Annotated in this window: 18 protein-coding genes; 8 read left to right on the forward strand and 10 right to left on the reverse strand. The window is 73.5% G+C overall.

From position 1 onward, the window contains the following. Positions 1-27: 27 nt before the first annotated feature. The 4 genes from ACFV2J_RS24485 (at position 28) to ACFV2J_RS24500 (ending at position 4,943) form a co-directional block, all read left to right on the forward strand. Positions 28-1,446, forward strand: coding sequence for a HEAT repeat domain-containing protein (locus ACFV2J_RS24485; RefSeq protein WP_385082173.1), 1,419 nt, complete (start codon positions 28-30; stop codon positions 1,444-1,446). A 139-nt stretch (positions 1,447-1,585) separates the two neighbouring features. After that, on the forward strand, positions 1,586-2,749 hold the full coding sequence (locus ACFV2J_RS24490; RefSeq protein ID WP_385082172.1) for a glycosyltransferase family 4 protein: 1,164 nt from the start codon (positions 1,586-1,588) through the stop codon (positions 2,747-2,749). Further along, complete coding sequence (locus ACFV2J_RS24495; protein ID WP_385082170.1) at positions 2,746-3,900, forward strand: glycosyltransferase; 1,155 nt, start codon at positions 2,746-2,748, stop codon at positions 3,898-3,900. Before ACFV2J_RS24490 ends, ACFV2J_RS24495 begins: the two co-directional genes overlap by 4 nt. Then, entirely contained in the window at positions 3,897-4,943 is a 1,047-nt protein-coding gene (locus ACFV2J_RS24500) for an SGNH/GDSL hydrolase family protein (RefSeq protein WP_385082169.1), read from the forward strand. The genes ACFV2J_RS24495 and ACFV2J_RS24500 overlap by 4 nt, the downstream gene beginning before the upstream one ends. A gap of 25 nt (positions 4,944-4,968) precedes the next feature. Here ACFV2J_RS24500 and ACFV2J_RS24505 read toward each other — a convergent pair whose 3' ends face one another. The 5 genes from ACFV2J_RS24505 to ACFV2J_RS24525 all read right to left on the reverse strand — a co-directional run bounded on the left by ACFV2J_RS24505 (position 4,969) and on the right by ACFV2J_RS24525 (position 9,542). Next, a complete protein-coding gene (locus tag ACFV2J_RS24505; RefSeq protein WP_385440560.1) occupies positions 4,969-5,838 on the reverse strand; it encodes a biotin-dependent carboxyltransferase family protein in 870 nt (289 codons plus the stop codon). Continuing rightward, positions 5,838-6,452 (reverse strand): allophanate hydrolase subunit 1, encoded by a 615-nt coding sequence (locus ACFV2J_RS24510; protein WP_385082168.1) that lies wholly within the window; start codon positions 6,450-6,452, stop codon positions 5,838-5,840. Before ACFV2J_RS24510 ends, ACFV2J_RS24505 begins: the two co-directional genes overlap by 1 nt. After that, positions 6,449-7,207: a LamB/YcsF family protein gene (locus tag ACFV2J_RS24515; RefSeq protein WP_385082167.1), complete on the reverse strand. Its 759-nt coding sequence runs from the start codon at positions 7,205-7,207 to the stop codon at positions 6,449-6,451. Before ACFV2J_RS24515 ends, ACFV2J_RS24510 begins: the two co-directional genes overlap by 4 nt. Before the next feature lie 29 nt (positions 7,208-7,236). Next, a complete protein-coding gene (locus ACFV2J_RS24520; protein WP_385082197.1) occupies positions 7,237-8,034 on the reverse strand; it encodes a putative hydro-lyase in 798 nt (265 codons plus the stop codon). A 188-nt stretch (positions 8,035-8,222) separates the two neighbouring features. Then, positions 8,223-9,542 carry an MFS transporter gene (locus ACFV2J_RS24525; RefSeq protein WP_385082166.1) on the reverse strand — a complete coding sequence of 440 codons (1,320 nt, stop codon included), beginning with the start codon at positions 9,540-9,542 and terminating at the stop codon, positions 8,223-8,225. Positions 9,543-9,731: 189 nt separating this feature from the next. Here ACFV2J_RS24525 and ACFV2J_RS24530 point away from each other — a divergent pair, with 189 nt between their 5' ends. From ACFV2J_RS24530 to ACFV2J_RS24545, 4 genes are all read left to right on the forward strand, one after another. Next, complete coding sequence (locus ACFV2J_RS24530) at positions 9,732-10,436, forward strand: GntR family transcriptional regulator (RefSeq protein ID WP_385082165.1); 705 nt, start codon at positions 9,732-9,734, stop codon at positions 10,434-10,436. Positions 10,437-10,551: 115 nt separating this feature from the next. Then, entirely contained in the window at positions 10,552-12,069 is a 1,518-nt protein-coding gene (locus ACFV2J_RS24535; RefSeq protein WP_385440565.1) for a hypothetical protein, read from the forward strand. Positions 12,070-12,202: 133 nt separating this feature from the next. Next, a complete protein-coding gene (locus tag ACFV2J_RS24540) occupies positions 12,203-13,084 on the forward strand; it encodes a hypothetical protein (protein ID WP_385440567.1) in 882 nt (293 codons plus the stop codon). A gap of 61 nt (positions 13,085-13,145) precedes the next feature. Further along, positions 13,146-17,891, forward strand: coding sequence for a hypothetical protein (locus ACFV2J_RS24545; RefSeq protein WP_385440569.1), 4,746 nt, complete (start codon positions 13,146-13,148; stop codon positions 17,889-17,891). Positions 17,892-17,925: 34 nt separating this feature from the next. On the opposite strand, the gene ACFV2J_RS24550 is transcribed toward ACFV2J_RS24545, so the two are convergent. From ACFV2J_RS24550 to solA, 5 genes are all read right to left on the reverse strand, one after another. Then, a complete protein-coding gene (locus ACFV2J_RS24550; RefSeq protein ID WP_385084378.1) occupies positions 17,926-19,476 on the reverse strand; it encodes a GMC family oxidoreductase in 1,551 nt (516 codons plus the stop codon). A 49-nt stretch (positions 19,477-19,525) separates the two neighbouring features. Next, complete coding sequence (locus tag ACFV2J_RS24555) at positions 19,526-21,088, reverse strand: APC family permease (RefSeq protein WP_385084377.1); 1,563 nt, start codon at positions 21,086-21,088, stop codon at positions 19,526-19,528. 185 nt (positions 21,089-21,273) lie between these two features. Continuing rightward, positions 21,274-22,734 (reverse strand): aldehyde dehydrogenase family protein, encoded by a 1,461-nt coding sequence (locus tag ACFV2J_RS24560; protein ID WP_385440574.1) that lies wholly within the window; start codon positions 22,732-22,734, stop codon positions 21,274-21,276. After that, a complete protein-coding gene (locus ACFV2J_RS24565) occupies positions 22,727-23,872 on the reverse strand; it encodes an aromatic ring-hydroxylating dioxygenase subunit alpha (RefSeq protein ID WP_385084373.1) in 1,146 nt (381 codons plus the stop codon). The genes ACFV2J_RS24560 and ACFV2J_RS24565 overlap by 8 nt, the downstream gene beginning before the upstream one ends. An 11-nt stretch (positions 23,873-23,883) precedes the next feature. Continuing rightward, a complete protein-coding gene (solA, locus tag ACFV2J_RS24570) occupies positions 23,884-25,038 on the reverse strand; it encodes an N-methyl-L-tryptophan oxidase (RefSeq protein WP_385084371.1) in 1,155 nt (384 codons plus the stop codon). Positions 25,039-25,067: the final 29 nt, after the last annotated feature.

Consider the following 25,067-nt stretch of genomic DNA (forward strand, 5'->3'; position numbering starts at 1 on the left):
TCGACGCTTGATGTGAGGCTGTTTCCCATGTTCGATCCGGTCATAGCGCCCAGCGGAACGCTGCTCGGCCTGCTCCAGAGGGGCCGCGGCGACGGCACGCTGCACGCGCTCACCGCACCGCGGGCCGAGGCGCTCGCGGCACTGAACCACTGTGTGCTGAGTGATCCCCGCCACGACTGGCAGGTGGAGAACCGCTCCCTGTACTACGCCCGTCTCTACCTCGATCTGAGCGGTGAGCTCGACGAGATCGAGCGGCACCTCTTCGACGCCGAGGACGTCCTCGACGACTGCGAGTCACGCACGGGGCTCGCCCTCGCGGTCCTCGGGCACCTCGCCTCGTACGGCAGGCGGGACGCCCTCCTGCTGCTGCGCGCGTACGCCGCCTCGGGCACCAACTGGGCCTGGGCCCTGGACGAGCTGGCCCTGCGCGACGACGACGCGGGCCTGCGGGCCCTCGCCGAGCCCGTGCTCGCCCGCTTCCCGGCCGACCCGGAGGGCGAGGCCGCGCTCTCCGCCCAGGTGCGCGACGCCTTCGAACCCCGGCCCTGGCGGCTGTGGGCCGACGATCCCCGCGCGGCGATCTCCGCACGCGTGCGCGCGGCCCAGGAGCAGGGCTCCTTCGACCGCTGGCAGCGGCAGATGCGGCCGGCCGGCCCCCGCCCGGGGTGGAGCGTACGAGCCGTGTTCGAGTGGGCGCAGCAGGGCCTGGACCGCGGAGCGGCACTCCATGTGCCGGCCGCGCGCTGCCTGACGGCCGTCGCGGCCCCCGAGGACCGGCCCGAGATCGTCGAGGCCGCCCGGGTCGGCGGTGACGGAGCCCGGTGTACCGCCCTGCGCTATCTCGCCGACAGCAACGATCCGGACGCCCTGGCGCTGATCGAGGCCGCCGTGGGCGACGGCACGGTGGCGGTCGCGGAGGCCGCCGTCGACGCGTTCGAACGTATGCGCAGTGTCGCCGCCGTCGACCGGGCGCGCGGCTGGGCGCACCGGCCCGACGCCCTGGGCGCCGCCGCCGGCCGGATGCTCGCCTGCCGCGGCGGCACCAAGGACAGCGAACTGGTCCTGGGCGCGCTGCGGGAGGCCGTACGCGGCGAGGGCCCCGACGCGCCGACGCTGTGGACCCTGGTGGACGGCGCCGGGCGGCTCGGCATCATCTGCGCCGCCCCCGTACTGCGGCACATCTACCGCGAGACCGCCTCGTCCCATCTGCGCGGGCGAGCCGCCCGGGCGCTCGCCGCCACCGACCCCTCCTTCCCCGCCGGCTTCGCCGTCGAGTGCCTGTGGGACTGCGAGGAGTCGACCCGGGAGGTGGCCGCGCGACACGCCGAGACGGGTGACGCCCGCGTCGTGGATCAACTGCGCCGGCTCGCGTCGGATCCGGCCGAGGAGGCGGAGGTCCAGACGGCCGTACGCAGCCGCATCGGGCCCGACGCACCCGCCGTATGAACGAGAGGTGACTCGGGGGGCGTGAGGGCATGGCCGCGGGCTGACCTGGACAGGTGTGCGAGACAACGCTCACGGGCCGTTCCCCGGCAGGAAAGATCCACGTTGACGCGACCACGTCCAGCACGGCGAGAACACCGGTATGCGAGTCGTCATCGTGACCGAATCCTTTCCCCCCGATGTGAACGGCGTGGCCCACTGCGCGCTCCAGACCGCCCGGCACCTCGTCGATCGCGGTCACGCTCCCCTTGTCGTCGCTCCGGCCACCTCCCCCAAGTTCGCGGCTTCGTTCGAAGAGGGTGGTGCCCCCGTCGGGGGCGGGCCCGACGCCCTCTCGCCGTGCCCCGTCGTCCGTGTCCCCTCCATTCCGCTCCCGGGCTACCCCCAGGTCCGCGTCGCCCTCCCCAGCCGACGCGTCGCCGCCGCCCTCGCCGAACACCGCGCGGACGTCGTCCACCTGGCCAGCCCCTTCATCCTCGGCGTGCGCGGCATGGCGGCCGCCGCCAAGCTCGGCATCCCCGCTGTGGCCGTCTACCAGACCGACCTGGCCGGATACGCCCGTACGTACATGGGTGCCGGCGAAGCCACCGCCTGGCGGCGCATCCGCTCCGTCCACACCGCTGCCGACCGGACGCTCGCGCCCTCCAGCGCGGCCCTGCACGACCTGGAGGCACACGGTGTGCCCCGGGTACGGCTGTGGCCGCGCGGTGTGGACACCGTCCGCTTCCGTCCCGACCTCCGGGACGAGGCGCTCCGGCGTGAGCTGGCGCCGAACGGCGAGCTGATCGTCGGCTACGTCGGCCGGCTCGCTCCCGAGAAGCAGGTCGAACTGCTCGCCGGGGTCTGCGGCCTGGACGGCGTACGCGTCGTGGTCGTGGGCGACGGGCCCAGCGAGACCTCACTGCGCGAGGCGCTGCCCGGCGCCGTCTTCCTCGGGCGGCGCACCGGCGACGAACTCGCCCGGATCTTCGCCTCGCTGGACGTCTTCGCGCACACCGGGCCCTTCGAGACCTTCTGCCAGACCGTGCAGGAGGCCATGGCCAGCGGTGTCCCCGTCGTCGCGCCCGCCGCGGGCGGACCGCTGGACCTGGTGGCGCACGGCCGTACGGGGCTGCTGGTGCCGCCCCGCGACGCGACCGCCGTACGCGACGCCGTGGCGGCCCTGGCCGCCGACCCGGCCCGCCGGGCCGAGTACGGCGCCGCCGGGCGCCTCACCGTCGAGGGCCGCACCTGGGCGGCCGTCGGTGACCAGCTCATCGACCACTACGCCGACGTGCTCTCGGCGCGGACGGTGGTGGCGGCATGAGTCTGCGCATCGTACGGCTGGCCAACTTCGTGGCCCCCTCCTCCGGGGGCCTGCGCACCGCCCTGCGGGAGCTCGGCGCCGGCTACCGGGCCGCCGGGCACGAGCCGGTCCTGGTCATCCCCGGAGAGCGGGTGAGCGACACCGACACCGAGCAGGGACGGGTGATCACCCTGCCCGGTCCGCTGCTGCCCGGAACGGGCGGCTATCGCGTCCTCACGGACAAGCGGCGCGTCGCCCGCCTCCTGGAGTCGCTCGCCCCCGACCGCCTGGAGGTCTCCGACCGGACCACCCTGCGCTGGACCGGGGTGTGGGCGCGGCGGGCCCGGGTGCCCGCGGTGATGGTCTCCCACGAGACCGCCGACGGCGTCCTGCGGACCTGGGGACTCTCCGAGGCCATGGCCCGCAGGACCGCCGACGCCCTCAACATCCGTACGGCGCACTCCTACGCGCGGGTCGTGTGCACGACGGAGTTCGCGGAGCGCGAGTTCGTCCGCATCGGCGCCCGCAACGTCGTACGGGCCCCGCTGGGCGTCGATCTGGCCGGCCGGCACCCCACGCTGCGCGACCCCGCGGTGCGCGACCGGTACGCGCGCGCGGACCAGGTCCTGCTGGTGATGTGCTCCCGGCTGTCCGTCGAGAAGCGGCCCGGTACGGCACTCGACGCGCTGGAGGCGCTGCTGCGGCGGGGCGAGCGGGCTGTGCTCGTCGTCGCGGGAGACGGACCGCTGCGGGCCCGGCTCGAACAGCGGGCCGCGGAACGGCGGCTGCCCGTCACCTTCCTCGGGCATGTCGCCGACCGCGCGCTGCTCGGCGCGCTGCAGGCCTCGGCGGACGTCTGTCTGGCGCCGGGGCCCGCCGAGACGTTCGGGCTCGCCGCCCTGGAGGCGATGGCCTGCGGCACCCCCGTGGTGGCCAGCGCCCTGTCCGCGCTGCCCGAGATCGTCGGGTCCGCCGGGGCCACCGCCGCGGACAGCGGTGACTCCTTCGCGGACGCCGTGCGGCTGCTCCTGGGACGTACCGAGACCGAGCGCCGGGAAGCGGCACGCGCGCGTGCCGAGTGCTTCGGCTGGGACACCGCCGTGAAGGCCTTCCTGGCGGCGCACGACGCGACCGTCGAGGTGCGGCCCCGCCTTCAGGAGGGCGTCGGATGAGACCCCTTCGGTTCGTGGCCCTCGGGGACTCGCTGACCGAGGGTGTGGGCGACCCCGTGGGAGAGGCCTGGCGGGGCTGGGCAGCGCTGCTCGCCGAGGGGCTGACCGGCGGGGTGCCCGAGGAAGTGCCGGGCGGTGTGCCCGAGGCGGTGCCGGCCGGGCTCGGGGCGGTACCGGCCGGGCTCGGGGCCGGAGCGGGAGTGTCCCGTGGGCTCGCCAAGGGGACGGCCGGTGAACCCTCCCCCGTCCACGGGTTCGCCGACGGGTCTTCGGGAGGGGCGTCCGGCGGACCGTCGGACGGCCCGTGGGCGTCCGTAGAGTTCACCAACCTCGCGGTGAGCGGCGCCCAGACGCGCGACGTCCTGGAACGGCAGACGCCGAAGGCACTGGCCCTGCGGCCGGACGTGGTGTCCGTCGTCATCGGGGTGAACGACACCCTGCGGTGCACCTTCGACATCCACGCCGTGGCCGTCCGGCTCGACGCGGTGTACGCGGCCTTCCGGGACCAGGGCGCCGTGCTCCTGACCGCCTGTCTGCCCGATCCCGGGGCGATGCTCGGGCTGCCGGGGGCGCTCGCCCGTCCGCTGGCCCGGCGCCAGCGGGCCGTCAACGCGGTCGTGCACGCGCTGTCCGAGCGCTACGGGGCCGTGCACGTGCACGCGGCGGAGGGCGCCTGGCTGACGGACCGCGAGCTGTGGAGCGCCGACCGGCTGCACCCGGGGGAGCGCGGGCACCGGCAGCTCGCCGTGCGCTTCCACGCGTCCCTCGCGCACCGGGGCCTCGCCGGCGGGCCCGGCCCGTCGGCCGAACCCGAGTTCCCCGCGCCCACCCGTTCGGCGAGCCTGTGGTGGCTGGCCACCGCGGGGACGGGATGGGTGGCCCGGCGGTGCACCGACCTGTTGCCGCAACTGCTCACCCTGGCCGCCGCCGAGGTCCGCCACCGGGCACGGGGCACCAGCGCCCGGCTCGACCTCGGTGCCTCCCACGCGGTGGCGTCCGCGCTGGCCGCCCTGTCGGGGGGCGAACAGCCGGACGCCGCATGAGGGAGCGGGGCGGCCCACCGGCTCCTCAGCGCCGGCGCACCACCTGGAAACGGACCGGCGTGCCCGCGACCGCCTGAGCGGCCGCGGCGAGGTCGGCCGTACGGACCACCGCGACCACCGGGTACCCCCCGGTGGTCGGATGGTCGGCGAGGAACACCACCGGCCGGCCGTCGGGGGGCACCTGCACGGCGCCCAGGACCATGCCCTCACTCAGGAGTTCGCCGAAAACGGCCCTCTCCAGTGAGGGCCCTTCCGTACGCAGCCCGATGCGGTTGCTCGCCGAGGACACCCGGTAGGCGCCCGTCTCCAGGGTGCGCAGGGCGGAGGCGGTGAACCAGTCGTCGCGCGGCCCCGGTGTCACCCGCAGGACGAGCTCGGCGGGCGGACCCGGGTGGGGAACCACGTCCACGCGCGCGGGGACGTCGCCGGGGCGCCCCAGGGGCAGCACCGTACCGTTCGTGAGGGGCGGCGGGCCCAGGCCCGAGAGCAGGTCCGTGGAGCGGCTGCCGAGGACCGGGTCCACGGCGATTCCGCCGGACACGGCCACATAGGCGCGCAGTCCCGCGCCGGGGGTACCGACGTCCAGCAGGGCCCCGGCGGGTACGTGCACCGGCGCGCCCCAGGGCGCCGGGCGTCCGTCCACCGTCACCGGGCCGGGCGCGCCCGCGACCGCCACGGTGACCGCCGAACGCGGGCGCAGGGCGCAGCCGTCGAGGGTGGTCTCCAGGACGGCCGCCTCGACGGGGTTGCCGACGAGACGGTTGGCCAGCGCCGCCGCGGGTGTGTCGAGCGCCCCGGAGCGGGGGACACCGAGGTGCGCGTGGCCGGGGCGCCCCCGGTCCTGGACGGTGGTCAGGACCCCGGCGCGCACGACGGACAGGGCCCGGTCGGTCATCAGCACCCCGCCGCTACGAAGCGGACCCGGGCGCCCGGGGCGAGCAGCGCGGCCGGCACGCGCGCGTGGTCCCACAGCACGGCGTCGGTCGTGCCGATGAGCTGCCAGCCGCCCGGCGACGAGCGTGGGTAGACGCCCGTGTACGGGCCCGCGAGGGCCACGGAACCCGCCGGGACCGAGGTGCGCGGCGTCGCACGGCGCGGCACGTCGTACCGGGAGGGCAGTCCGGTCAGGTAGCCGAACCCGGGTGCGAACCCGCAGAAGGCGACACGGAACTCGGCCGCCGCGTGGATCTCCGGCACCTCGTGCTCCGGCACCCCCCACCGCGCCGCCACGTCGGCCAGATCGGGACCGTCGTAGCGTACGGGGATCTCGATCGCGTCCCCGGCACGCGCGGGCAGTGGCCGGATGTCCCACGCGGGCAGCCGTGACGCCAGGCGCACCGGGTCGTCCAGACCGTCCAGCAGGACCGTACGGGCCGCCGGGACGATCTCCCGGACGGACAGGGAACCGTCCGCGCGGCGGCGCAGCAGCTCGGCGTGCAGGGCCTGGGCCGCCTCGCCGGAGGCCACCTCGACGAGCAGGGCGTGTTCGCCGACCGGCAGGGCCCTCATACGAAGGCCTCCACACGGACGCCCGAGGACTCCAGACGCGCGCGGACCCGGCGCGCCAGTTCCACCGCGCCCGGGGTGTCCCCGTGCAGGCAGAGCGAGCGGGCGCGGACCGGGACGCGCTCCCCGGTGTGGGACGTCACCGTGCCGGAGCGGGCCAGACCCAGCGAGCGTTCGACGACCTCCTCGGCGTCCGTGATCACCGCGCCCTCGCGGGTGCGCGGGACGAGGGTGCCCTCCGCGGTGTAGGCGCGGTCCGCGAACGCCTCGGTGACGGTGGGCAGTCCGGCCCGCTCCGCCAGCTTCAGGAAGCGGGAGGACGGCAGACCGAGGACGGGCAGTGCGGCGCCCGCCAGCAGGACGCCGTCGACGACCGCCGCCGCCTGCTCCTCGTCGCGCACGACGCGGTTGTAGAGCGCCCCGTGCGGTTTCACGTACGCCACCCGCGCGCCCGCCGCCCGCGCGAAGACCTCCAGGGCGCCGATCTGGTAGGCCACTTCGGCCGTCAGCTCGTCGGGCGGCACGTCCATCGCGCGTCGTCCGAAGCCCGCCAGGTCGCGGTAGGAGACCTGGGCGCCGATCCGTACGCCCCGTTCGGCGGCCAGGTCGCACACCCGCCGCATGGTGACCGCGTCCCCGGCGTGGAATCCGCAGGCCACGTTGGCGCTGGTGACGACGGACAGCAGCTGCTCGTCGTCGGTCAGCCGCCAGCGGCCGAAGCCCTCGCCGAGGTCGGCGTTGAGATCGATCGGGGTCATGAGGCGCAGTCTCTCCTTTCCGGGCCGCTTCAGGCCACGCGGTACTGCTCGTCACGGGCGTCGGTGAGGAACATCTGCCCGGGCGCGTGGGTGATCGCGAACGGTGGGCGGGAGGCCATCACGACCGCCTGCGGAGTCACTCCGCAGGCCCAGAACACCGGGATGTCGTCCGGTTCGGCGTCCACCGCGTCACCGAAGTCGGGGTGCGCGAGGCTGCGGATGCCCAGCCCCGAGGGTTCCCCGCAGTGCACGGGGCTGCCGTGCACCGCGGGCATGAGGGCGCTCTCCCGGATCGCCGCGGCCAGGTGCTCGGGCGGGACCGGACGCATCGACACCACCATGGGGCCGTGCAGCCGCCCGGCCGGCCGGCACGGGCGCGCGGTCACGTACATGGAGACGTTGCGGCCCTGTTCGATGTGGCGCAGCGGGACGCCCGCCCCGGTGAGCGCCCACTCGAAGGTGAAACTGCACCCGATCAGGAACGAGACCAGATCGCCGCGCCAGCGGTCGACGACGTCCGTGGGCTCGTCCACCAACTCGCCGTGCTCCCACACCCGGTAGCGCGGGAGATCGGTGCGCAGATCCGCGCCCTCGGCGAGCGGGGTGGTCCAGGACCCGGCGTCGGTGACGTCGAGGACCGGGCAGGGCCCCGGGTTGCGCTGGCAGAACAGCAGCATGTCGTAGGCCCAGTCGGCGGGCACCGAGATCAGGTTGGCCTGGGTGTGTCCGGCGGCGATCCCGGCCGTCGGACCCGACACACCCGAACGGAACCTGGCCCGGGCCCTTTTGGGGGTCCAGGTGCGGGCGTGCTCGCCGAGCGGGTGCAACGGGCGCTCCTGGAACTCGCGTTGCGCGAAGGCCCGGGGAGGTACGGCGGTTGCCGGGTTCGCGGCAGCCGCGGAGACCGGGGCGGACGGAGGGGCCGGGGCCGGCCGGGAGGCCGTGGAGGCGGGGGACGACAGGGAGGGCGGGGAGGCGGGGGAGGACAGGGACGACGACAGGGAGGCCGCGGACGTCACAGGAGTTCCTTTCCACGGGTCTCGGGGAGGCCGATCAGCGCCAGGGCGGCGAGCGCGTAGCCGATCGCGCCGAAGACCAGGGCGCCGCCGACGCCCCAGCTGTCGGCCAGGAAGCCGACCACGGTGGGGAAGACGGCACCCACGGCGCGCCCGGTGTTGTAGGTGAAGCCCTGCCCGGTGCCGCGCACCGCCGACGGGTACAGCTCGCTGAGGAACGACCCGAAGCCGCTGAAGATCGCCGACATGCAGAAGCCGAGCGGGAAACCGAGCACGAGGAGAAGCGTGTTGGCGCCGCTCGGGAGGTTGGCGTAGACGAGGACGCAGACCGCGGAGAGGATCGCGAAGAGCAGGATGTTCCGCTTGCGGCCCAGCCTGTCGGTGAGGTACCCGCCGGTGAGGTAGCCGATGAAGGCCCCGGAGATCAGGAACGTGAGGTAACTGCCGGTGCCGACCACGGACAGACCCCGCTCCGTCTTCAGGTACGTGGGTACCCAGGTGGCCAGCGTGTAGTAGCCGCCCTGGACTCCGGTGGAGAGCAGTACCGCGAAGAACGTGGTGCGCAGCAGTCCGGGGGCGTCGGCCGTGGCCGGCTTGAAGATCGCCGTGAACGAGCCCTTGTCCGCGCTCCTCTCGCGCTCGGCGGCGGCCCCGGGGGCGTCCTGTACCCGGCGGCGCACCCAGACGACCAGCAGCGCGGGCAGCGCGCCGGTCCAGAACATCACGCGCCAGGCGAGGTCGTCGCCGAGGAACTGGAAGACGAGGGTGTAGACGAGCACCGCCAGCCCCCAGCCGACGGCCCAGGAGCTCTGGATCGCGCCGAGGGTACGGCCCCGGTGTTTCGGGCTCGCGTACTCGGCGACCAGGATCGCGCCGACCGCCCACTCCCCGCCGAACCCGAGGCCCTGAAGGGCGCGGAAGACCAGCAGCGTCTCGTAGTTGGGCGCGAATCCGCAGGCCACGGTGAACACGGCGTACGTGATCACGGTGATCATGAGTGCCTTGACGCGCCCGATCCGGTCCGCGACCACACCGGCGATCGCGCCGCCGACCGCCGAGACGACCAGGGTGACGGTGGTGAACAGGCCGGTCTGGCCGCTGTCCAGACCGAAGTACGCCGCCAGCGCGACCATGCTCAGCGGCAGGGTGAAGTAGTCGTACGAGTCGAGGGCGTAGCCGCCGAACGCGCCGGCGAAGGCCCGGCGGCCACGCGGGCCGAGGGCGCGCAGCCAGGCGAACGCGCCTTCCGGGGAGCCGGGTTCACCGGGGCCCGGAAGGGTGTCGGCGGTCAGGGCCTGGGAGGGAGGGGTCGTGCTCATGGGCACCTCGCAATGAGGGACGGAGGGTGCGTGGGGACTGAGCCGTGCCGTGCGTGCGGAAGGGGACGGGCGCCGGGTTCGGGCGATGCGTCCGGTGCCGCGCCGTCTGACCGCCAAGGTAGAGGATCGTTGAACGATCCTTCAATACCCGTGTTGTTTCGTTCCTGTATCTGCGATTGAATTCCGGGCATGGCAGAGCTGACCGGACTGGCCGACGACCGCGCCCTGCTGGGCCGCACCAGCACCGCCGAGCGGGTGGCCGACATCCTCAGGAGCCGGGTCGCCGAGGGGTACTTCCTGCCCGGGACGCGACTGTCCGAGGACAGCATCGGCGGGGCGCTCGGTGTGTCGCGCAACACACTGCGCGAGGCGTTCCGGCTGCTCACGCACGAACGGCTGCTCGTCCACGAGCTCAACCGCGGGGTCTTCGTGCGGGTGCTGACGGTCGAGGACGTCGAGGACATCTACCGCACCCGCACCCTCGTCGAGTGCGCCGTGGTCCGGGGGCTGGGCGAGCCGCCGTACGCCCTCGACGACCTCGCCCGCGCCGTCGAGGAGGGGCAGCGGGCCGCGCGCGAAGGTGACTGGAAAGCGGTGGGTACGGCCAACATCCACTTCCACCGGGAGCTGGTCGCGCTCGCCGGGAGCTCCCGCACCGACGAGGTGATGCGCAGCGTCTTCGCCGAACTGCGGCTCGCCTTCCACGTGGTGGACGACCCGCGGCGGCTGCACGAGCCGTACCTCGCCCGCAACCGTGAGATCCTCGGGACGCTCCGGGCCGGCGACCGCGACGAGGCCGAACGCCTGCTCGCGGTCTATCTCGACGACTCGCTCGAAAGGGTCGTGGAGGTCTACGCGCGGCGGGTGGCGGACGGCGCGCAGGGCATCGACTGAGGCGCGGGCGGCCCGTCGGCGCACGGCGGGGGCGGTCGCGCCGCGCACGTGGTGACGGGCGGTCGCTTCTGCGCCGTTTCGACCGTTGTCGGACCGAGGACCTAGTCTGTGCACCGTGACTTCGCCTGCATCGACGGACCGCGTTCCGCCCCAGCTCAGCGCGGCGCCGCGCCCCGCTCCGGGCCCGGCCGCCGACGAGGGCCTGGCGCGGCGGCTGCGCGCGCTCGCCTGCACCGCGCCGCTGCACGACCTGGACGTGCGCAAGGCGAATCTCGCGGGTGAGTACACGCTCTACGGGATGGCCGAGGTGGCGCTCGCCGCCATCGACCTCGTCACCCTGAACATGGACTTCGACACCGGAGCCGACCACGATCAGATAGTGGCCCGGCTCATGCCGCGCATCGCCGCGCAGGCACCCCGTCGCCCCGTCGCCGAGCACGAGCGGGTGGCCCGCTGGGTCCTGGAGAACCTGATCAACGTCGGCAGCGTCGACCGCGGCTTCCGGGCCGTGTACGGCACGTTCGCGCCCGACGGCTCCTATGTGCGCCGCGACTACGACTTCAAGCTGATCGAGGAGGTCCCCGGCTACGGGGGCACCGTCTACCTCCGGACGACGGACGAGGCGGTCAACGTCCTCGTCGGCGCCCTCGACACCGACGTGACCAGCGCGCAGATCGCCGCCGAGGTCAAGCTGGAGGTGCTGATCAGCCGCGGCCGGCTCGCCGACGCCCAGCTCGCCGCCGAACAGGCCCGCTACCGGACCGTGCAGTACGCGGAGACGCTCCGCAGGGCCCTCGACGCCACCCGGCGCAACGTGCGGGCCGTCGACTGGCTCCAGGCCGTGCCCGACATGATCGCCGAGGCCCTCGACCACGTCGCGGACCGCTACCGCCACGAGAACGCGATCCTCACCAACATCCGCAAGGCCCGCGACGAGTCCGAGGACCCCGAGCAGAAGCGCCGCGCCGCGGAGCTCGTCGACATCGTCAAGGACTGCATCCGCCGGCACACCCAGCTGCAGTCCCGGCTCCTGGAGGCCGGCCCCCTGTTCCGCGCCGAGCAGGACCGACAGGCCTTCGCGACCCCCATGACGACCGCCGGCATCGACCTCTACGGCCATCTCGTCGCCCCCCTGCTGCCGCTGCCCGTCGAGCGGGCGCGGCGCGTGACCGACGCCTTCTTCGCGCGCGGAACGGGTCTGCGCACCCCTGTCTCCGTGCGTGTCGGTGATCTCGTCGACCTCCTGCTGACCCCGCCCGTGGAGCGGGAGCACCTCGGCGCCGAGATGCCCGAGCCGGACCTGATCGCCACGCCGGACGACAGCCGCTTCAGCGAGGAGCAGCTCGCGAGCGCCATGGAACTGCTCGACCTGCCCGCCGACGCGCCGCGGCGGCTGTCCGGGCTGCTGGCGGAGGCACGCCGGCGCGATCCCGAACTGCCCTACCTGGTCGCTCTGTTGGCCGTCCACGCGGCCAGTCCGCCGGTCGGTACCGCCTACCGGCAGGGCGAGGAGAAGCTCCTGTTCGCCGTGGACGACGGGACCGAACTGGACGATCCGGAGTTCGGCGGTGCCGATCTCATCGTCGGGATGGCCCTGCTGGACGCGGCGGGGATGGCGGCGGACCGGAAGTGAACGCCTCGCCGCAAGCGCCGGGGAGCGGCGGGCCGCGCACGGCCCGCCGGCCGGTCGTGGCCGGCCGCACGGCCCGCCGCGTCCCGCACCGGGGCGCCCCCACCCCCGTACCTCTGAACAAGGAGCCCCTGCCGTGACCGAGCAGCACGTCGAGTGGAGCGAGCCGGACGTCGTCGCCGCGCCGGCGAACGCCCCCGTCACGCCCGCCGACGCCGCCGACGCCGCGCGGCTCGTCGCCTTCGGGCTCCAGCCCAAGCTGCAGCCCGCGCGCGACCAGGAGTACGCGGAGCTGCTGCGGCGCTACCGCGAGGACCCGCCCTTCGCGCGCCTCGCCGACGCCGTGGCCGCCGGGCTCGGCCTGGTCGTCCTGGAGGTGTCCGCACGCGCGGGGATGGCGGTCACCGCCGCCGAGGACTCCGTCTTCGCCGTCCGCATGGGCGACTACGCACGCCGTACGTCCGCCGACTCGGTGGACCGCTTCCTGCACGGCCTCGCCCACCTCGCCGTGGCCGCCCTGGCCTTCCCGCGCCCGGAGGACCTGGCCGACGACGGATACATCGGGCGCGTCTCGGTCAACGGCGTCGACGCGTTCGTACGGCAGGCCTGCCGCCGCCTGGAGGAGCGTGCCGAGGAGCTCGGCGAGAACACCGATCCGGCGACCGAGGCCCCGGGCCTCGAGGCGGCCTGGCGGATCTGGGCGCGGCGCAGTGCCACCGGCGCCACCAAGGACGCGCGAAGACTGGCCGGCTCGACCACCGGCATCGTCGGCAAGGCCGTCGCGTTCCTCACCGACTCCGGCTTCCTCCAGCGCACCGGCGACGACGCGGGCGGCACGTACCGCACGACCGCCCGCTACCAGCTCCAGGTCCGGGACATGGCGGGCAGTGCCGCGATGGCCGAGCTGCTGGAGCTGGGCGTCGTCCCGGTGACCGACGGCACCGCGAGCCTGCTGCCCGCCGAGGACGGTGACGACCTGGAGCCGGTGGCCGGCGCCGGACTGCCGTTCCACTCCTGACCCCCGCGTATCCGAAGAACCTCCCTACGTATCCGAAGTCCGACGACGAGAGTCCGCCGCCATGTACGAGCTGTCCCGGGTCCGCCTCTACTCCATCGGGCCGGCCGGTGCGCGCTACGCCGACACCGTGCTGGACCTGCGGGGTGTCGGCGAGCCCGTGCCCGACCCCGCGCCCATCCAGGCGGAGTTCTTCGAGGACGAGCCCGTCGGACCGCCGCGTCGGCCCGCGCCCGCGGGCGTGCTCTTCCTGGAGAACGGCGGCGGCAAGTCCGTACTGCTCAAGCTGATCTTCTCGGTGATGCTGCCGGGGCACCGCAACACCCTGGGCGGTGCCAGCTCCGGTGTGCTGCGCAAGTTCCTGCTCGCCGACGACTGCGGCCATGTCGCGCTGGAGTGGCAGCACACCCTGACCGGCGAGTGCGTCGTCGTCGGCAAGGCCAGCGAGTGGCGCGGGCGGCAGGTCTCCAACGACCCGCGGAAGTTCGCCGAGGCCTGGTACTCCTTCCGGCCCGGACCGGGCCTGAGCCTGGACAGTCTGCCCGTCGCCGAGGCGACCACCGTCCGCCCGTCCGTCGAGGGAGCGTCCGGCGCGCAGGGCCGGCGCCGCACCATGAAGGGCTTCCGGGACGCCATCACCGAGGCGGGCAAGGCCTACCCGCACCTGGAGGTGCACTGGGAGGAGATCCACGACCGCTGGAACGAGCACCTCGGCGACCTCGGCCTCGACCCCGAACTCTTCCGCTACCAGCGGGAGATGAACGCCGACGAAGGCGAGGCCGCCGGTCTCTTCGCCGTCAAGAAGGACTCCGACTTCACCGACCTGCTGCTCCGCGCGGTCACCGACACCCGTGACACGGACGGCCTCGCCGACCTCGTCGGCGGCTTCGGCAACAAGCTGGGGCGGCGCTCCGAGCTGATCGCCGAGCGGGATTTCACGGCCGGCTCCGCGGACCTGCTCGGACGCATCGTCGAGGCCGCCGACGCCCGCTCCCGCGCACGTGACATCCACGCGGCCGCCGAGCGGCGCACCCGCACCCTCGCCCGGCGCCTGTCCGCACGGGGTGTGCGGGAGCGGGTGCGCGCCGGAGAGCTCGCACAGCGCGTCACCGCCGCCGCGTACGCCGTCACCCACGCGGAGGGCGCCCGCGAGCGCAGCGCGCTGATCGCCGCGGAACTCGCTTACCGGCACGCCTCGTTGGCGCTCGCCGGAGCCGAGAAGTCGGCGGCCGCGCAGAAGCGCGAGCTCGCCGACGCGCGCACGCTGCACGCCTCCTGGCAGGCCGCCGAGCTCGTCCTGCGCCACCGGGCCGCCGCCGACCGCTCCGCGCGCGTGGCCGCCGCGATCCTCGAGGCCGAGCGGGACGCGGCACCCGCGCTCGCCGCCCGTGCCCGGGCCGCCGTCGACCTCGTCCGCGCCCTCCAGCGCGCCGCCGAGGGCGCCGAGGCGCTCGCCAACGAGGAGGAGGAGCGCTCCGCCGGGCTGCAGGAGCTCGGCGAGACCGCGTACGCCGACTCGACGGCCGCGGCCACCGCCGCCCAGCGCGCCCGCAGCGAGATCGGACACCTCCGCCAGCGGCTCAGCGAGGTCGAACAGGAGACCGCCGAGGCGGTCCGCGCGGGCTGGCTCGACGACACCGCCCCCGACGCCGACCCGGCCCGCGCCGCGCTCGCCGCCAGCGACGCCGAGAAGACCGCCGTCGCGGCCTGGGACACCGCCCGCGAGGCCTCGCGACGGGCCACGGAACACGCCAAGGAGGCGGCGTCCGCCGAGTCCCGCGCCGAACTGACGGCCGCCCGCGCGGCGGACGCGGCGACGGCGGCCGAGCGCGCGTACGACGGGGAGCGCCGAACCGCGGAAGGACTGGCGGGCGAGGAGCGGCTCGCCGAGCTGCTCAGCCTGCCGAGCGCCGGAGCCAGGGCACGCGGCGGGGTGCCGCTGCCCCGGACCGGCGCGGACTCCGCCGGCGCGATGACCGGCCGTCCGGGCCGGCCGGCGGGCGCGGGCGACGACACGGCCGGGCGCACCGGGCACTCCGGCGACCACGGCGGAGTCGGCGCCGACACCTCCACCGAACCCTGGTCCGCCGCCGAAGGCGCCCTCACCCCTGAGGAGTTGGACCACTACGCCGACGAGCTGCGGGCGCTCCTCGACGACGGTGTCTCCGCCGCCGAACGCCAGCTCTTCGAACTGCGGACCGCCGCGGCCGACGACGCGCGCATCCTCGGCGCCCTCGGCGACGGCGGACTGCTGCCGCCCGGCCCGGACGTGCTGGCCACGGTCGAGTACCTCGGCGAGCACGGCATCCCGGCGCTGCCCGGCTGGCGCTATCTCGCCCAGGCCGTCGACCCGGTCGACCACGCGCGGGTGCTCGCCGCCCGTCCGGAACTCGTCGACGGCGTGATCATCACGGACCCGGACACCCACGCACGGGCCCGCGAGGCGCTCACCGAGGCGGCGCTGCTGCCCCGCTCCGCCGTCGCCGTCGGCACCGCCGCCGCGCTGCTCGCCCCGACCCCGGCCGCCGACGCGGGAGACGGCGGGGTGTTCCTCGTCCCCCCGAACCCGGCCATGCACGACGAGCACGCCGCCGACGAAGAACGGCAGACCCTGCGTGCCCGCGCCACCGGCCGGGACGAGGAGATCCGCGTCCTGGCCGGCCGGCTCGCCAAGGACCGGGAACTGGCGGCGCGGCTCGCGTCCTGGCGCACGGGATGCCCGGCCGGCCGCCTCGTCGAGCTGGCCGCGGCCGCCCGGGAGACCCGCGCCTTCGCCGAGGAGACCGAGGCCGAACTCGCCGAGGCGCGTACGGTGCGGGCCGAGGCCGACGAGACCGCCGCCGAGGCCGCACTCGTACGTGACGAACGCCAGGACACCGCCCAGCGCGCCCGGCGTGCCGCCGACGCGCTCGCGGGCCTCGCCTTCCGGCTGCGCGAACGCGCCGGCTGGCAGGTGAAGCTGCGCGAACTCGCCGACGAGGCGACGGAGTCGGAGGCCCGGGCCCAGGCCTGCCTGGAGCGCGCCCGAGCCGCCGACGAGGACCGCCGCGCCACCCAGCGCGCCGCCGACGACGCCCGCCGCACGGCCCGCGCGCTGCGCGCCGAGCGCGCGGAGATCGCCGGCGCCCCCGACGACGTACCGCAGGACGCGCCCGACGCGCCGAAGTCGTCGCTGCCCGCCCTGCGCGAGGCCTACCGGGCCGCGTCGCAGCTGTACGAGAAGGTCGGCGTCGGCGCCGACCTGCGGGCCGAGCAGTCGCGGGCCGAGAGCGACGAGGGCGCGGCGCTGGCCGAGCTGGACCGGCTCAGCAACAAGGTGCGCACCCGCGCCGCGCAGCTGCTGGAGTCTCCGGACGGGTCCGACGGGCCGTCCCGGCAGGCCGCCGCCGCGCGGGCCGAGGAACTCGTACAGCTGCTGGAGACCCGGATGTCGACCGCGAGCGAGCAGCTCGGGCGGCTGCGCGGCGAGGCCGAGCGGCACGCGCCGGAGGACGGCGGGGCCCACACCGAGCTGTCGGAGGAACTGGTCCCGCGCGACGCCGAGCACGCGCAGACCCTGCTGCGCACGGCCACCGGTGAACTCGCCTCCCGCGCCGAGGCGTTGAACCAAGCCCGGGCGGCCCACGCCGAACTGCTCGACGCCCACCGCACCGCGGAGGACGCCGCCGGCGGCTTCGACGAGACGGCAGCCCTCCTGCGGGACCTGTTGCGCGAGCACTCCGACGAGGAGCAGGAGGAGCAGGAGCCCTACCCCGGCACTCTCGAAGAGGCCCGGCACGCCGCCGCGGAGACCCGCCGTTCCCTGCGCGGCTGCGCCGCCGACCTCTCCGCCGCCGAGGGCGCCGTCCGCGAGGCCGGCGACGTCCTCGTACGGCACGCCAACTCCACGCGCTACGAGCAGGTGCGCACCCCGGCCAGGCAGCAGATCCGCGAGCTGCCGGCCTCCGCGCTGCCCGAGCACGCCCAGCGGTGGGCGGACGCGTTCGCACCCCGACTGCGGGTCCTCACCGACGAGTTGGAGCAGCTGGAGCGCAACCGCGACTCGATCGTCGACCGGCTGCGCGGGCTCGTGGAGTCCTCCCTCGCCACACTGCGCTCCGCCCAGCGGCTGTCCCGGCTGCCCGAGGGGCTCGGCGAGTGGTCCGGACAGGAGTTCCTGCGGATCCGCTTCGAGGAGCCCGACCAGGCCACGCTGACCGAACGGCTCGGCGAGGTCGTCGACGAGGCCACCCGCGCGGCGGTCAAGAAGAACTCCGACATGCGCCGCGACGGCATGTCGCTGCTGCTCAGGGGTGTCGGCGCGGCGCTCCGGCCCAAGGGCGTCGCGGTGGAGATCCTGAAGCCGGACGCCGTGCTGCGCGCCGAGCGTGTTCCCGTCGGGCAGATGGGTGACGTGTTCTCCGGCGGGCAGTTGCTGACCGCCGCCATCGCGCTGTACTGCACGATGGCCGCGCTGCGCAGCAACGACCGGGGCCGCGACAAGCACCGGCACGCCGGCACACTCTTCCTCGACAACCCCATCGGGCGCGCCAACGCGACGTACCTGCTGGAGCTTCAGAGGGCCGTCTCGGACGCGCTCGGTGTCCAACTCCTCTACACCACGGGCCTGTTCGACACGACCGCGCTCGCCGAGTTCCCCCTCGTGATCCGGCTGCGCAACGACGCCGACCTGCGCGCCGGGCTCAAGTACATCAGCGTGGAGGAACACCTCCGGCCGGGACTGCCGCGTGAGGCCCCCGCCGGGGAGGCCGTGCACACGGAGATCACGGCGACGCGGATGTTCAAGCGCCCGGCGCCGGCCGCCCCTTAGGACGGAGGTGCCGGGCGCCCCGCACCCCGCGCGGCTACCCGTCCTCCTTCACCAGGTCCGCGCACTTCTCGCCGATCATCATCGTCGTGACGCAGGGGTTGACGGAGATGAGATCCGGCATCACCGAGCCGTCCGCGACCCGCAGACCCTCGACCCCCTTGACCCGCAGCCGCGCGTCGAGCGGGGCCGAGGGATCGTCGTCCGCGCCCATCTTCACGGTGCAGGACGGGTGGTAGACGGTGTTGTGGGTCTTGTGGATGTAGTCGAGCAGTTCGTCGTCCGTCCGGATGTCCGGGCCGGGGGCCAGTTCGGCCCCCGCCCAGCCGCTCAGCGCGGGCTGCGACGCGATCCGCCGGGCCAGCTTCAGCCCGTACGTCATCACGCGCACGTCGTGCTCGTGGGTGAAGTAGCGCGGATCGACCCTCGGCTTGTCCCGGTAGTCGCGGGTGCGCAGCCGCACCGTGCCGCGTGACTTCGCGCGGGTGACGTTCGGGGTGAGGCAGAAGGCGTTCTCGGTCGTGGGGAATCCGTGCCGGGCGGTGTTCATGTCGAACGGCACCGAGCCGTAGTGGTACATCAGGTCCGGCCGGTCCAGGCCCGGTTCGGTGTCGTAGAAGATGCCCGCCTCCCACCACTGGCTGGACGTGGTGGTCATCGGCTGCCGGGCCTCCCACATGATGACGCCCTCGGGATGGTCCTGGAGGTTCTCACCGACACCCGCCGAGTCCACCACGACGTCGACACCGACCTCGCGCAGATGCGCCGCCGGCCCGATCCCCGAAAGCATCAGCAGCTTCGGCGAGTCGATGGACCCGCAGGACACGATCACCTCGCGCCGGGCGCGCACCGTCCTCGTGTGGATCAGGTCCGGGTCCAGGTACTCGGCGCCCACGCACCGCCGCCCCTCCAGGACGAGCTTCTTGGCGCGCACCCCCGTCCGTACCGAGAGGTTCGGCCGCTTGCCCATGACCGGGTGCAGATACGCGACCGACGAGGACTGGCGGACGTTGTTCTCGTCGGAGTTGATCTGGAACCAGTTGGCCCCGCGCACCACGGTCGTCCCGGTGTTGAAGGCCGTGACCGGTATGCCCGCCTGCGCGCACGCCTCCAGCAGCGCGCTGCCGCAGGGGTCCTCGCCCTTCAGCGTGCGCAGTTTCACCGGGCCGGTGCGTCCGTGGTGGTCACCGGGAGCGTCGTTGGACTCCAAACGCCGGTAGAGGGGGAAGAGTTCGGCGGCGCTCCACCCCGTACAGCCCGCGGCGGCCCAGTCGTCCAGGTCCTCGGCGGGGGCCCAGAAGGCGATGCAGGAGTTGTGCGAGGAGCAGCCTCCGAGCACCTTGGCCCTCGCGTGCCGCATGAAGCTGTTGCCGCTGGCCTGCGGTTCGACCGGGTAGTCCCAGTCGTAGCCGGACTCCAGCAGTCCCATCCAGCGTTCCAGTTTCAGGACGTCGTCGTCGCCGACGTCGCTGGGCCCCGCCTCCAGCACGCACACGGTGACGGCGGGGTTCTCGGAGAGCCGGGCCGCCACCACGTTGCCCGCCGTACCGCCGCCGACCACTACATAGTCGAACTCATCGACAGTCATGGAGAGTTGACCTCCTCGGGTTGCTTGCCGGCCGGTTGTCCGCCGGTCCTCACTCGGCGGCGGGGGCGATCAGGGGAGAGGCGGCGGAGGCGTCGGACCGGAGCTGGTGCTCGGCCAGCACCCCGGTGCGGTGCCGTTGCACGAACCAGTAGTAGGCGAAGCCGCCGCCCGCGACGACGGCGACGAACAGGACGGCGCCCCAGCGCAGGTACCAGTGGTACGGGGCGGCCGCGTTGTAGACCGCGGAACGCGGCCAGATGAGGTTGACCGTCATGGCCGCGCCCCAGATGACGGCGACGATGTTGACGAGCAGCCCCCAGCGCCCCAGCGAGAACTTGCCGTCGCCCGCCGGCCGCCACCTGCCGCGCAGCCGGGCGACCAGCATGGGTGCGGTGACCATCAGGTACGCCAGGTAGATCATGATGATGCCGATGCTGGTGACCACGGTGAAGATCTGCGGCTGACGGATGTTGACCACCAGGATCGCCAGCGCGAGGAGCCCGATGATCACGGTCGGCAGCACCGGTGTCCGGAACCGCGCGTTGACCTTGGCCAGCTTGGAGGAGGCGGGCAGGTTGTTGTCGCGGGCCATCGCGAAGGCCAGCCGGACCGCCGCCGTGTGCACGGCCAGCGCGCACACCGTGACCGCGATCAGCACGCACCACAGCATCGCCTTGCCGGCCGTCGGGCCGAGCACGTCGAGGACGATGAACTGCAGCCCGTCCGTGGAGAGCTTCTCGCCCTTCAGGCTGGACACGCTCATCAGCGCGAGGAGCAGCACGAGACCGCCGAGGACGAAGGAGGCGACGATGGCCCGGATGATGGCGCGCGGCGCGTTCCGTGACGGGTCGAGACACTCCTCACCGAGCGACGAGGCCGTGTCGAACCCGTACATCACGTAGGCGGACGCCAGCGAGGCCACCAGGAACGCGCCGAGATAGCCGAACGACTGCCCGTTCCCGGTGCCCTGGGTGTCCATCACCACCTGGGGGCCGCGGGTGATGTGCACCGCGAACAGGATGATCAGCACGACGGTGGCGATCAGCTCGATGAAGACGCCCGCGGTGTTGATGGTCGCCATCAGCTTCACGCCGAAGGCGTTGACGAGGGTGGTGAACAGGATCAGTACGGCGGCGAGCAGGACCGCGTTGGTGGCGACGTCGTACTTGCCCGTGCCGTCGCCCACGAACTGGAAGGTGGAGGAGATCTGCGGAAGCGTCAGCTGATAGGCGAGCGCGACGGCCGCGATCGACACGATGGACGCGAGCAGCATCATCCAGCCCGCGAGCCAGCCTATGTGTGGATTGCCCACCTTCTTCGACCAGTTGTAGACGGACCCGGCCACCGGATACCGGGCGGCGAGTTCGGCGAAGCAGAGCGCGACCATGAACTGGCCTATGAACACCATCGGCCAGGACCACCAGTAGGCGGGACCGCCACTGCCGTAGCCGAAGTAGAAGAGCTGGAAGGTGCCGGTGAGGATGGAGATGTAGCTGATGCCCGCGGCGAAGGTGTGGAAGTTGCCGAGGGTGCGCTTGAGTTCCGGCTTGTAGCCGAACTCGGAGAGTTCGGCGTCGTCGTTCTGGTCGGTGGTCGGTGGACGGGTGGTCATGAGCGGCCTCCTGGATCGGGGAGAGGGGCGCGGCTCGTGCGGGTGGAGTCGGGGGGTGGCAGCGGGCGGACAGGAAATCGGGGACAGGGAACAGGGGATTGGGGGCGGGGATCGCGGATCGGAGGGCAGCGGTTGGGTGGGGGAGTCGGGAGGGGCTCAGGAGGCCGTCAGGAAAGCACCGGGGATCACGCGAACCAGCCCTGCGGGGACGGATCGGTGTTGCGCCAGATGTGCTTCGCCTCGCGGTACTCGGCGAGGCCGGCCGGACCGAGTTCGCGTCCGAAGCCGGACTGCTTGAAGCCACCCCATTCGGCCTGCGGCACATAGGGGTGGTAGTCGTTGATCCAGACCGTCCCGAGCCGCAGCCGCGCCGCGACCCGCCGCGCCTTGGCCTCGTCGGTGGTGAACACGGCGCCCGCCAGGCCGTAGACGGTGTCGTTGGCGAGCCGTACGGCGTCCGCCTCGTCGCGGAAGCGTTCCACCGTCAGCACCGGACCGAAGGACTCGTCCTGGACCACGGACATGTCGCCCGTGCACTCGTCCAGCACGGTCGGCAGATAGTAGAACCCCTCGTCGAGCCCCTCGGGACGCCTGCCGCCACAGCGCAGCACCGCGCCCTCCGCGACACCGCGCTCGACGTACGCCTCGACCTTGGCGCGGTGCGCCGCCGAGACCAGCGGCCCGGTCTGCGCCTGCTCGTCGAACGGTCCGCCGAGCCGGATCAGCTCGGCGCGCCGCACGAGCTCGTCGACGAACCGGTCGTGCAGCGGGTCCTCGACCAGCAGCCGGGCCCCGGCCGAGCAGACCTGCCCGGAGTGCAGGAAGACCGCGGTCAGCGCCAGGTCGACCGCGGTCTCGAAGTCGGCGTCGGCGAAGACGATGTTGGGGTTCTTGCCGCCGAGTTCCAGGGCGACCTTCTTCACCGTCCCGGCCGCCGCGGCCATCAGCCGCCGACCCGTGTGCAGGCCACCGGTGAAGGAGACGAGGTCCACGTCCGGATGGTCGGCGAGCGGCGCGCCGGCCTCGGGTCCCGCGCCCAGCACGAGGTTGGCCGCTCCGGCCGGCAGCCCGGCCTCCTCGAGGAGCCGCATCAGATGGATCGCCGTGTGCGGGGTGAGCTCGCTCGGCTTGAGCACGAAGGTGTTGCCCGCTGCGAGCGCCGGCGCGACCTTCCAGGCCGTCTGCAGCAACGGATAGTTCCAGGGCGTGATCAGCGCGCAGACCCCGACGGGCTCGTACACGACCCGGCTGTCGACGCTCGCCGTGCCCGTGTCCACGACCCGGCCCGTCTCGGCCGAGGCGGCCCGGCCGAAGTAGCGGAAGCAGTTCGCGATGTCGTCGATGTCGTACTCGCTCTCGACGAGCCGTTTGCCGGTGTCGAGCGACTCGGCGCGGGCGAGCGCGTCCTTGTCCCGTACGAGGAGGTCGGCGACGCGCAGCAGCAGGTCGCCGCGGTCCGCCGCCGGGGTCGAGGGCCACGGACCCTCGTCGAAGGCACGGCGCGCGGCGGCGATCGCCTCGACCGTGTCCTTGCCGCCCGCCTCGTCGACGACCCCGACCAGGGAGCCGTCGGCGGGGCAGCGGATCTCGCGGGTGCGCTCGTCGAGAGCGCCCCGCCACGTACCGTCGATGAACAGGTCAGGCACGGGGACCTCCCAATCGCCGGATCAGCCACTCGTGGAAGATCCCGATGTGATGCTCGGTGGGCACCAGGACACCACCGTTCCGGTACGCCCGCGACGTCATCGCCGGCTGCGTACGCTCGCAGGCCTCGAAATCCTGTTCGTTCACCCGGTGGAAGAGCTCGACCGACCGGGACACGTCGGCGCCGGACTCCACGACCTCCGGCGCGTAGAGCCAGTCGCACTCGACGACCGTGCGGTCCTCGGCGAGCGGGAACATGCGGTGCAGGATGACATGGTCCGGGACCAGATTGATGAAGACCGTCGGTTTCACCGTGATCGCGTAGTAGCGGCGGTCCTGGTCGTCCGCGACGTCCGGCAGCCGGCCGAAGCCCTCGCTGCCGTCGACCGTGAACCCCCGGACGTCCTCGCCGAACTCGGCGCCGTGCCCGACGTAGTACTGGGCGGCGTAGCCCTCGGCGAACTCCGGGAGCACGTCGGTGAGCTCGGGGTGGATCGTGGCGCAGTGGTAGCACTCCATGAAGTTCTCGACGATCAGTTTCCAGTTCGCCTTCACGTCGTACCTGACGCGCCTGCCGAGTGCCAGCTTCTCGGTGCCGTAGTGCTCGATCGCCGCCGCGTCGCCCAGCCGCTCCACGGCCGCGCCCAGCACCGTCTCCTCGAAGGAGGGCGGCTCGTCTGCCAGGCACACCCAGGCGTAGCCGAGCCACTCGCGCAGCGCCACCCCGATCAGGCCGTACGCGACGCGGTCGACGTCCGGCATCTTCACCAGGTTCGGCGCGGCGACCAGCCTCCCATCGAGGCCGTAGGTCCAGGCGTGGTACGGGCACTGGAGATTGCGGCGGACCTCGCCCGACTCCTGCGTGCACAGCCGGGCCCCGCGATGCCGGCAGACGTTCAGGAAGGCCCGCAGGTCACCCGTGCGTGAGCGGGTGATCAGCACGCTCTCCCGGCCGATCTGCACGGTACGGAAGGCGCCGGGCCGCGCGAGATCCGCGGAGCGGACGGCACAGAACCACATCGACTCGAACAGGGACTCCTGTTCCTGCCGGAAGATCTCCGGGTCGGTGTAGTAGCGGCCGGGCAGGGTGGCGATCAGGCTCGGCGAGAGCGGGGAGCGGGAGACGGGGATCGTCGTCACGTGCGTACTCCTCAGGCGGGCGCGGCGGCGAGGCGGTGGGGGTCGAACAACCCGATCGGGTGATCGGTGGTGCCGGTCAGCGCGAGGTCGGCGAGGATCTCACCGACGACCGGCACGAACTTGAAGCCGTGCCCGGAGAACCCGCAGGCCACGGTCACGGTCTCCGGGTGCGCCGGATGGGGGGCGATGACGAAGTGCTCGTCGGGGGTGTTGGAGTACATGCAGGTGGCGGCCTTGAGAAAGGTGCCGGGCAGGTCGGGGATGCAGCGGGACATGTGGTCCGCCATGGCCCGGATCTCGTCCTCGTGGACCGTCCGGTCGATGGTCTCCGGGGTGGTCACGACGCCCTTGCGGAAGAAGGCGACCTTGGCGCCGAGCTCCGGCCCGTCGATGGAAGGGAAGCCGTACACCTGGACCCCGGCGGCGTCCTCCCAGATGTAGACGGGATGTTCTTCGGGCAGGAACGGCCGGACCCCGCCCCTGGGCTGGAACCAGTACATGACCTGCCGCTCGATGGTGAACGGCACCCCGAGGTCGGTCAGCAGCCGCGGCGCCCAGGCGCCCGGGCAGATCACCAGACGGCCCGCGGTGTAGGTGTTCTCGGCGGTGTGGACACGCACCCCGTCCCGGTAGGGCTCCCAGCGCGTCATCGGTTCCTCGAAGTGCAGGTCGGCCCCCTGCCGGGTGGCGAGCTGGAGGTGCGCCGCGACGGTGTTCTCGGGGCGGACCAGCCCGGCCCGTGCCTCGTACAGCGCGACCTCGTCGTCGTCCGGGTCCAGGGTCGGGAAGCGACGGCGGATCTCCGGGGCGTCCAGCATCTCGTGGGGCAGGTCCCACCGCTCGGCGGAGAGCAGCGAACCCGCGACCGTCCGCGAGTCGGGACGGCCGATCATCACACCGCCGCAGAGGGTGGCGATCTCCCGGCCCGTCGCCCGCTCCAGCTCCTCGTACAGCTCGTACGAGCGCAGCAGCAGGGGTACGTACGCCGGGTCCTCGAAGTAGGACTGCCGGGTGATGCGCGAACCGCCGTGGCTGGAGCCGCGGTTGTGGACCGGGCCGAACTTCTCCAGGCCGAGCACGCGGGCGCCGCGTGCCGACAGATGATGGGCGGCGGCGCTGCCCATGCCGCCGAGACCGATCACGATCACGTCGTAGGTGGGGGACACGGGGACCTCCTGGGCGGGTGGGGACGTGC

The sequence above is a fragment of the Streptomyces sp. NPDC059668 genome, assembly GCF_042734135.1.
GTDB lineage: Bacteria > Actinomycetota > Actinomycetes > Streptomycetales > Streptomycetaceae > Streptomyces.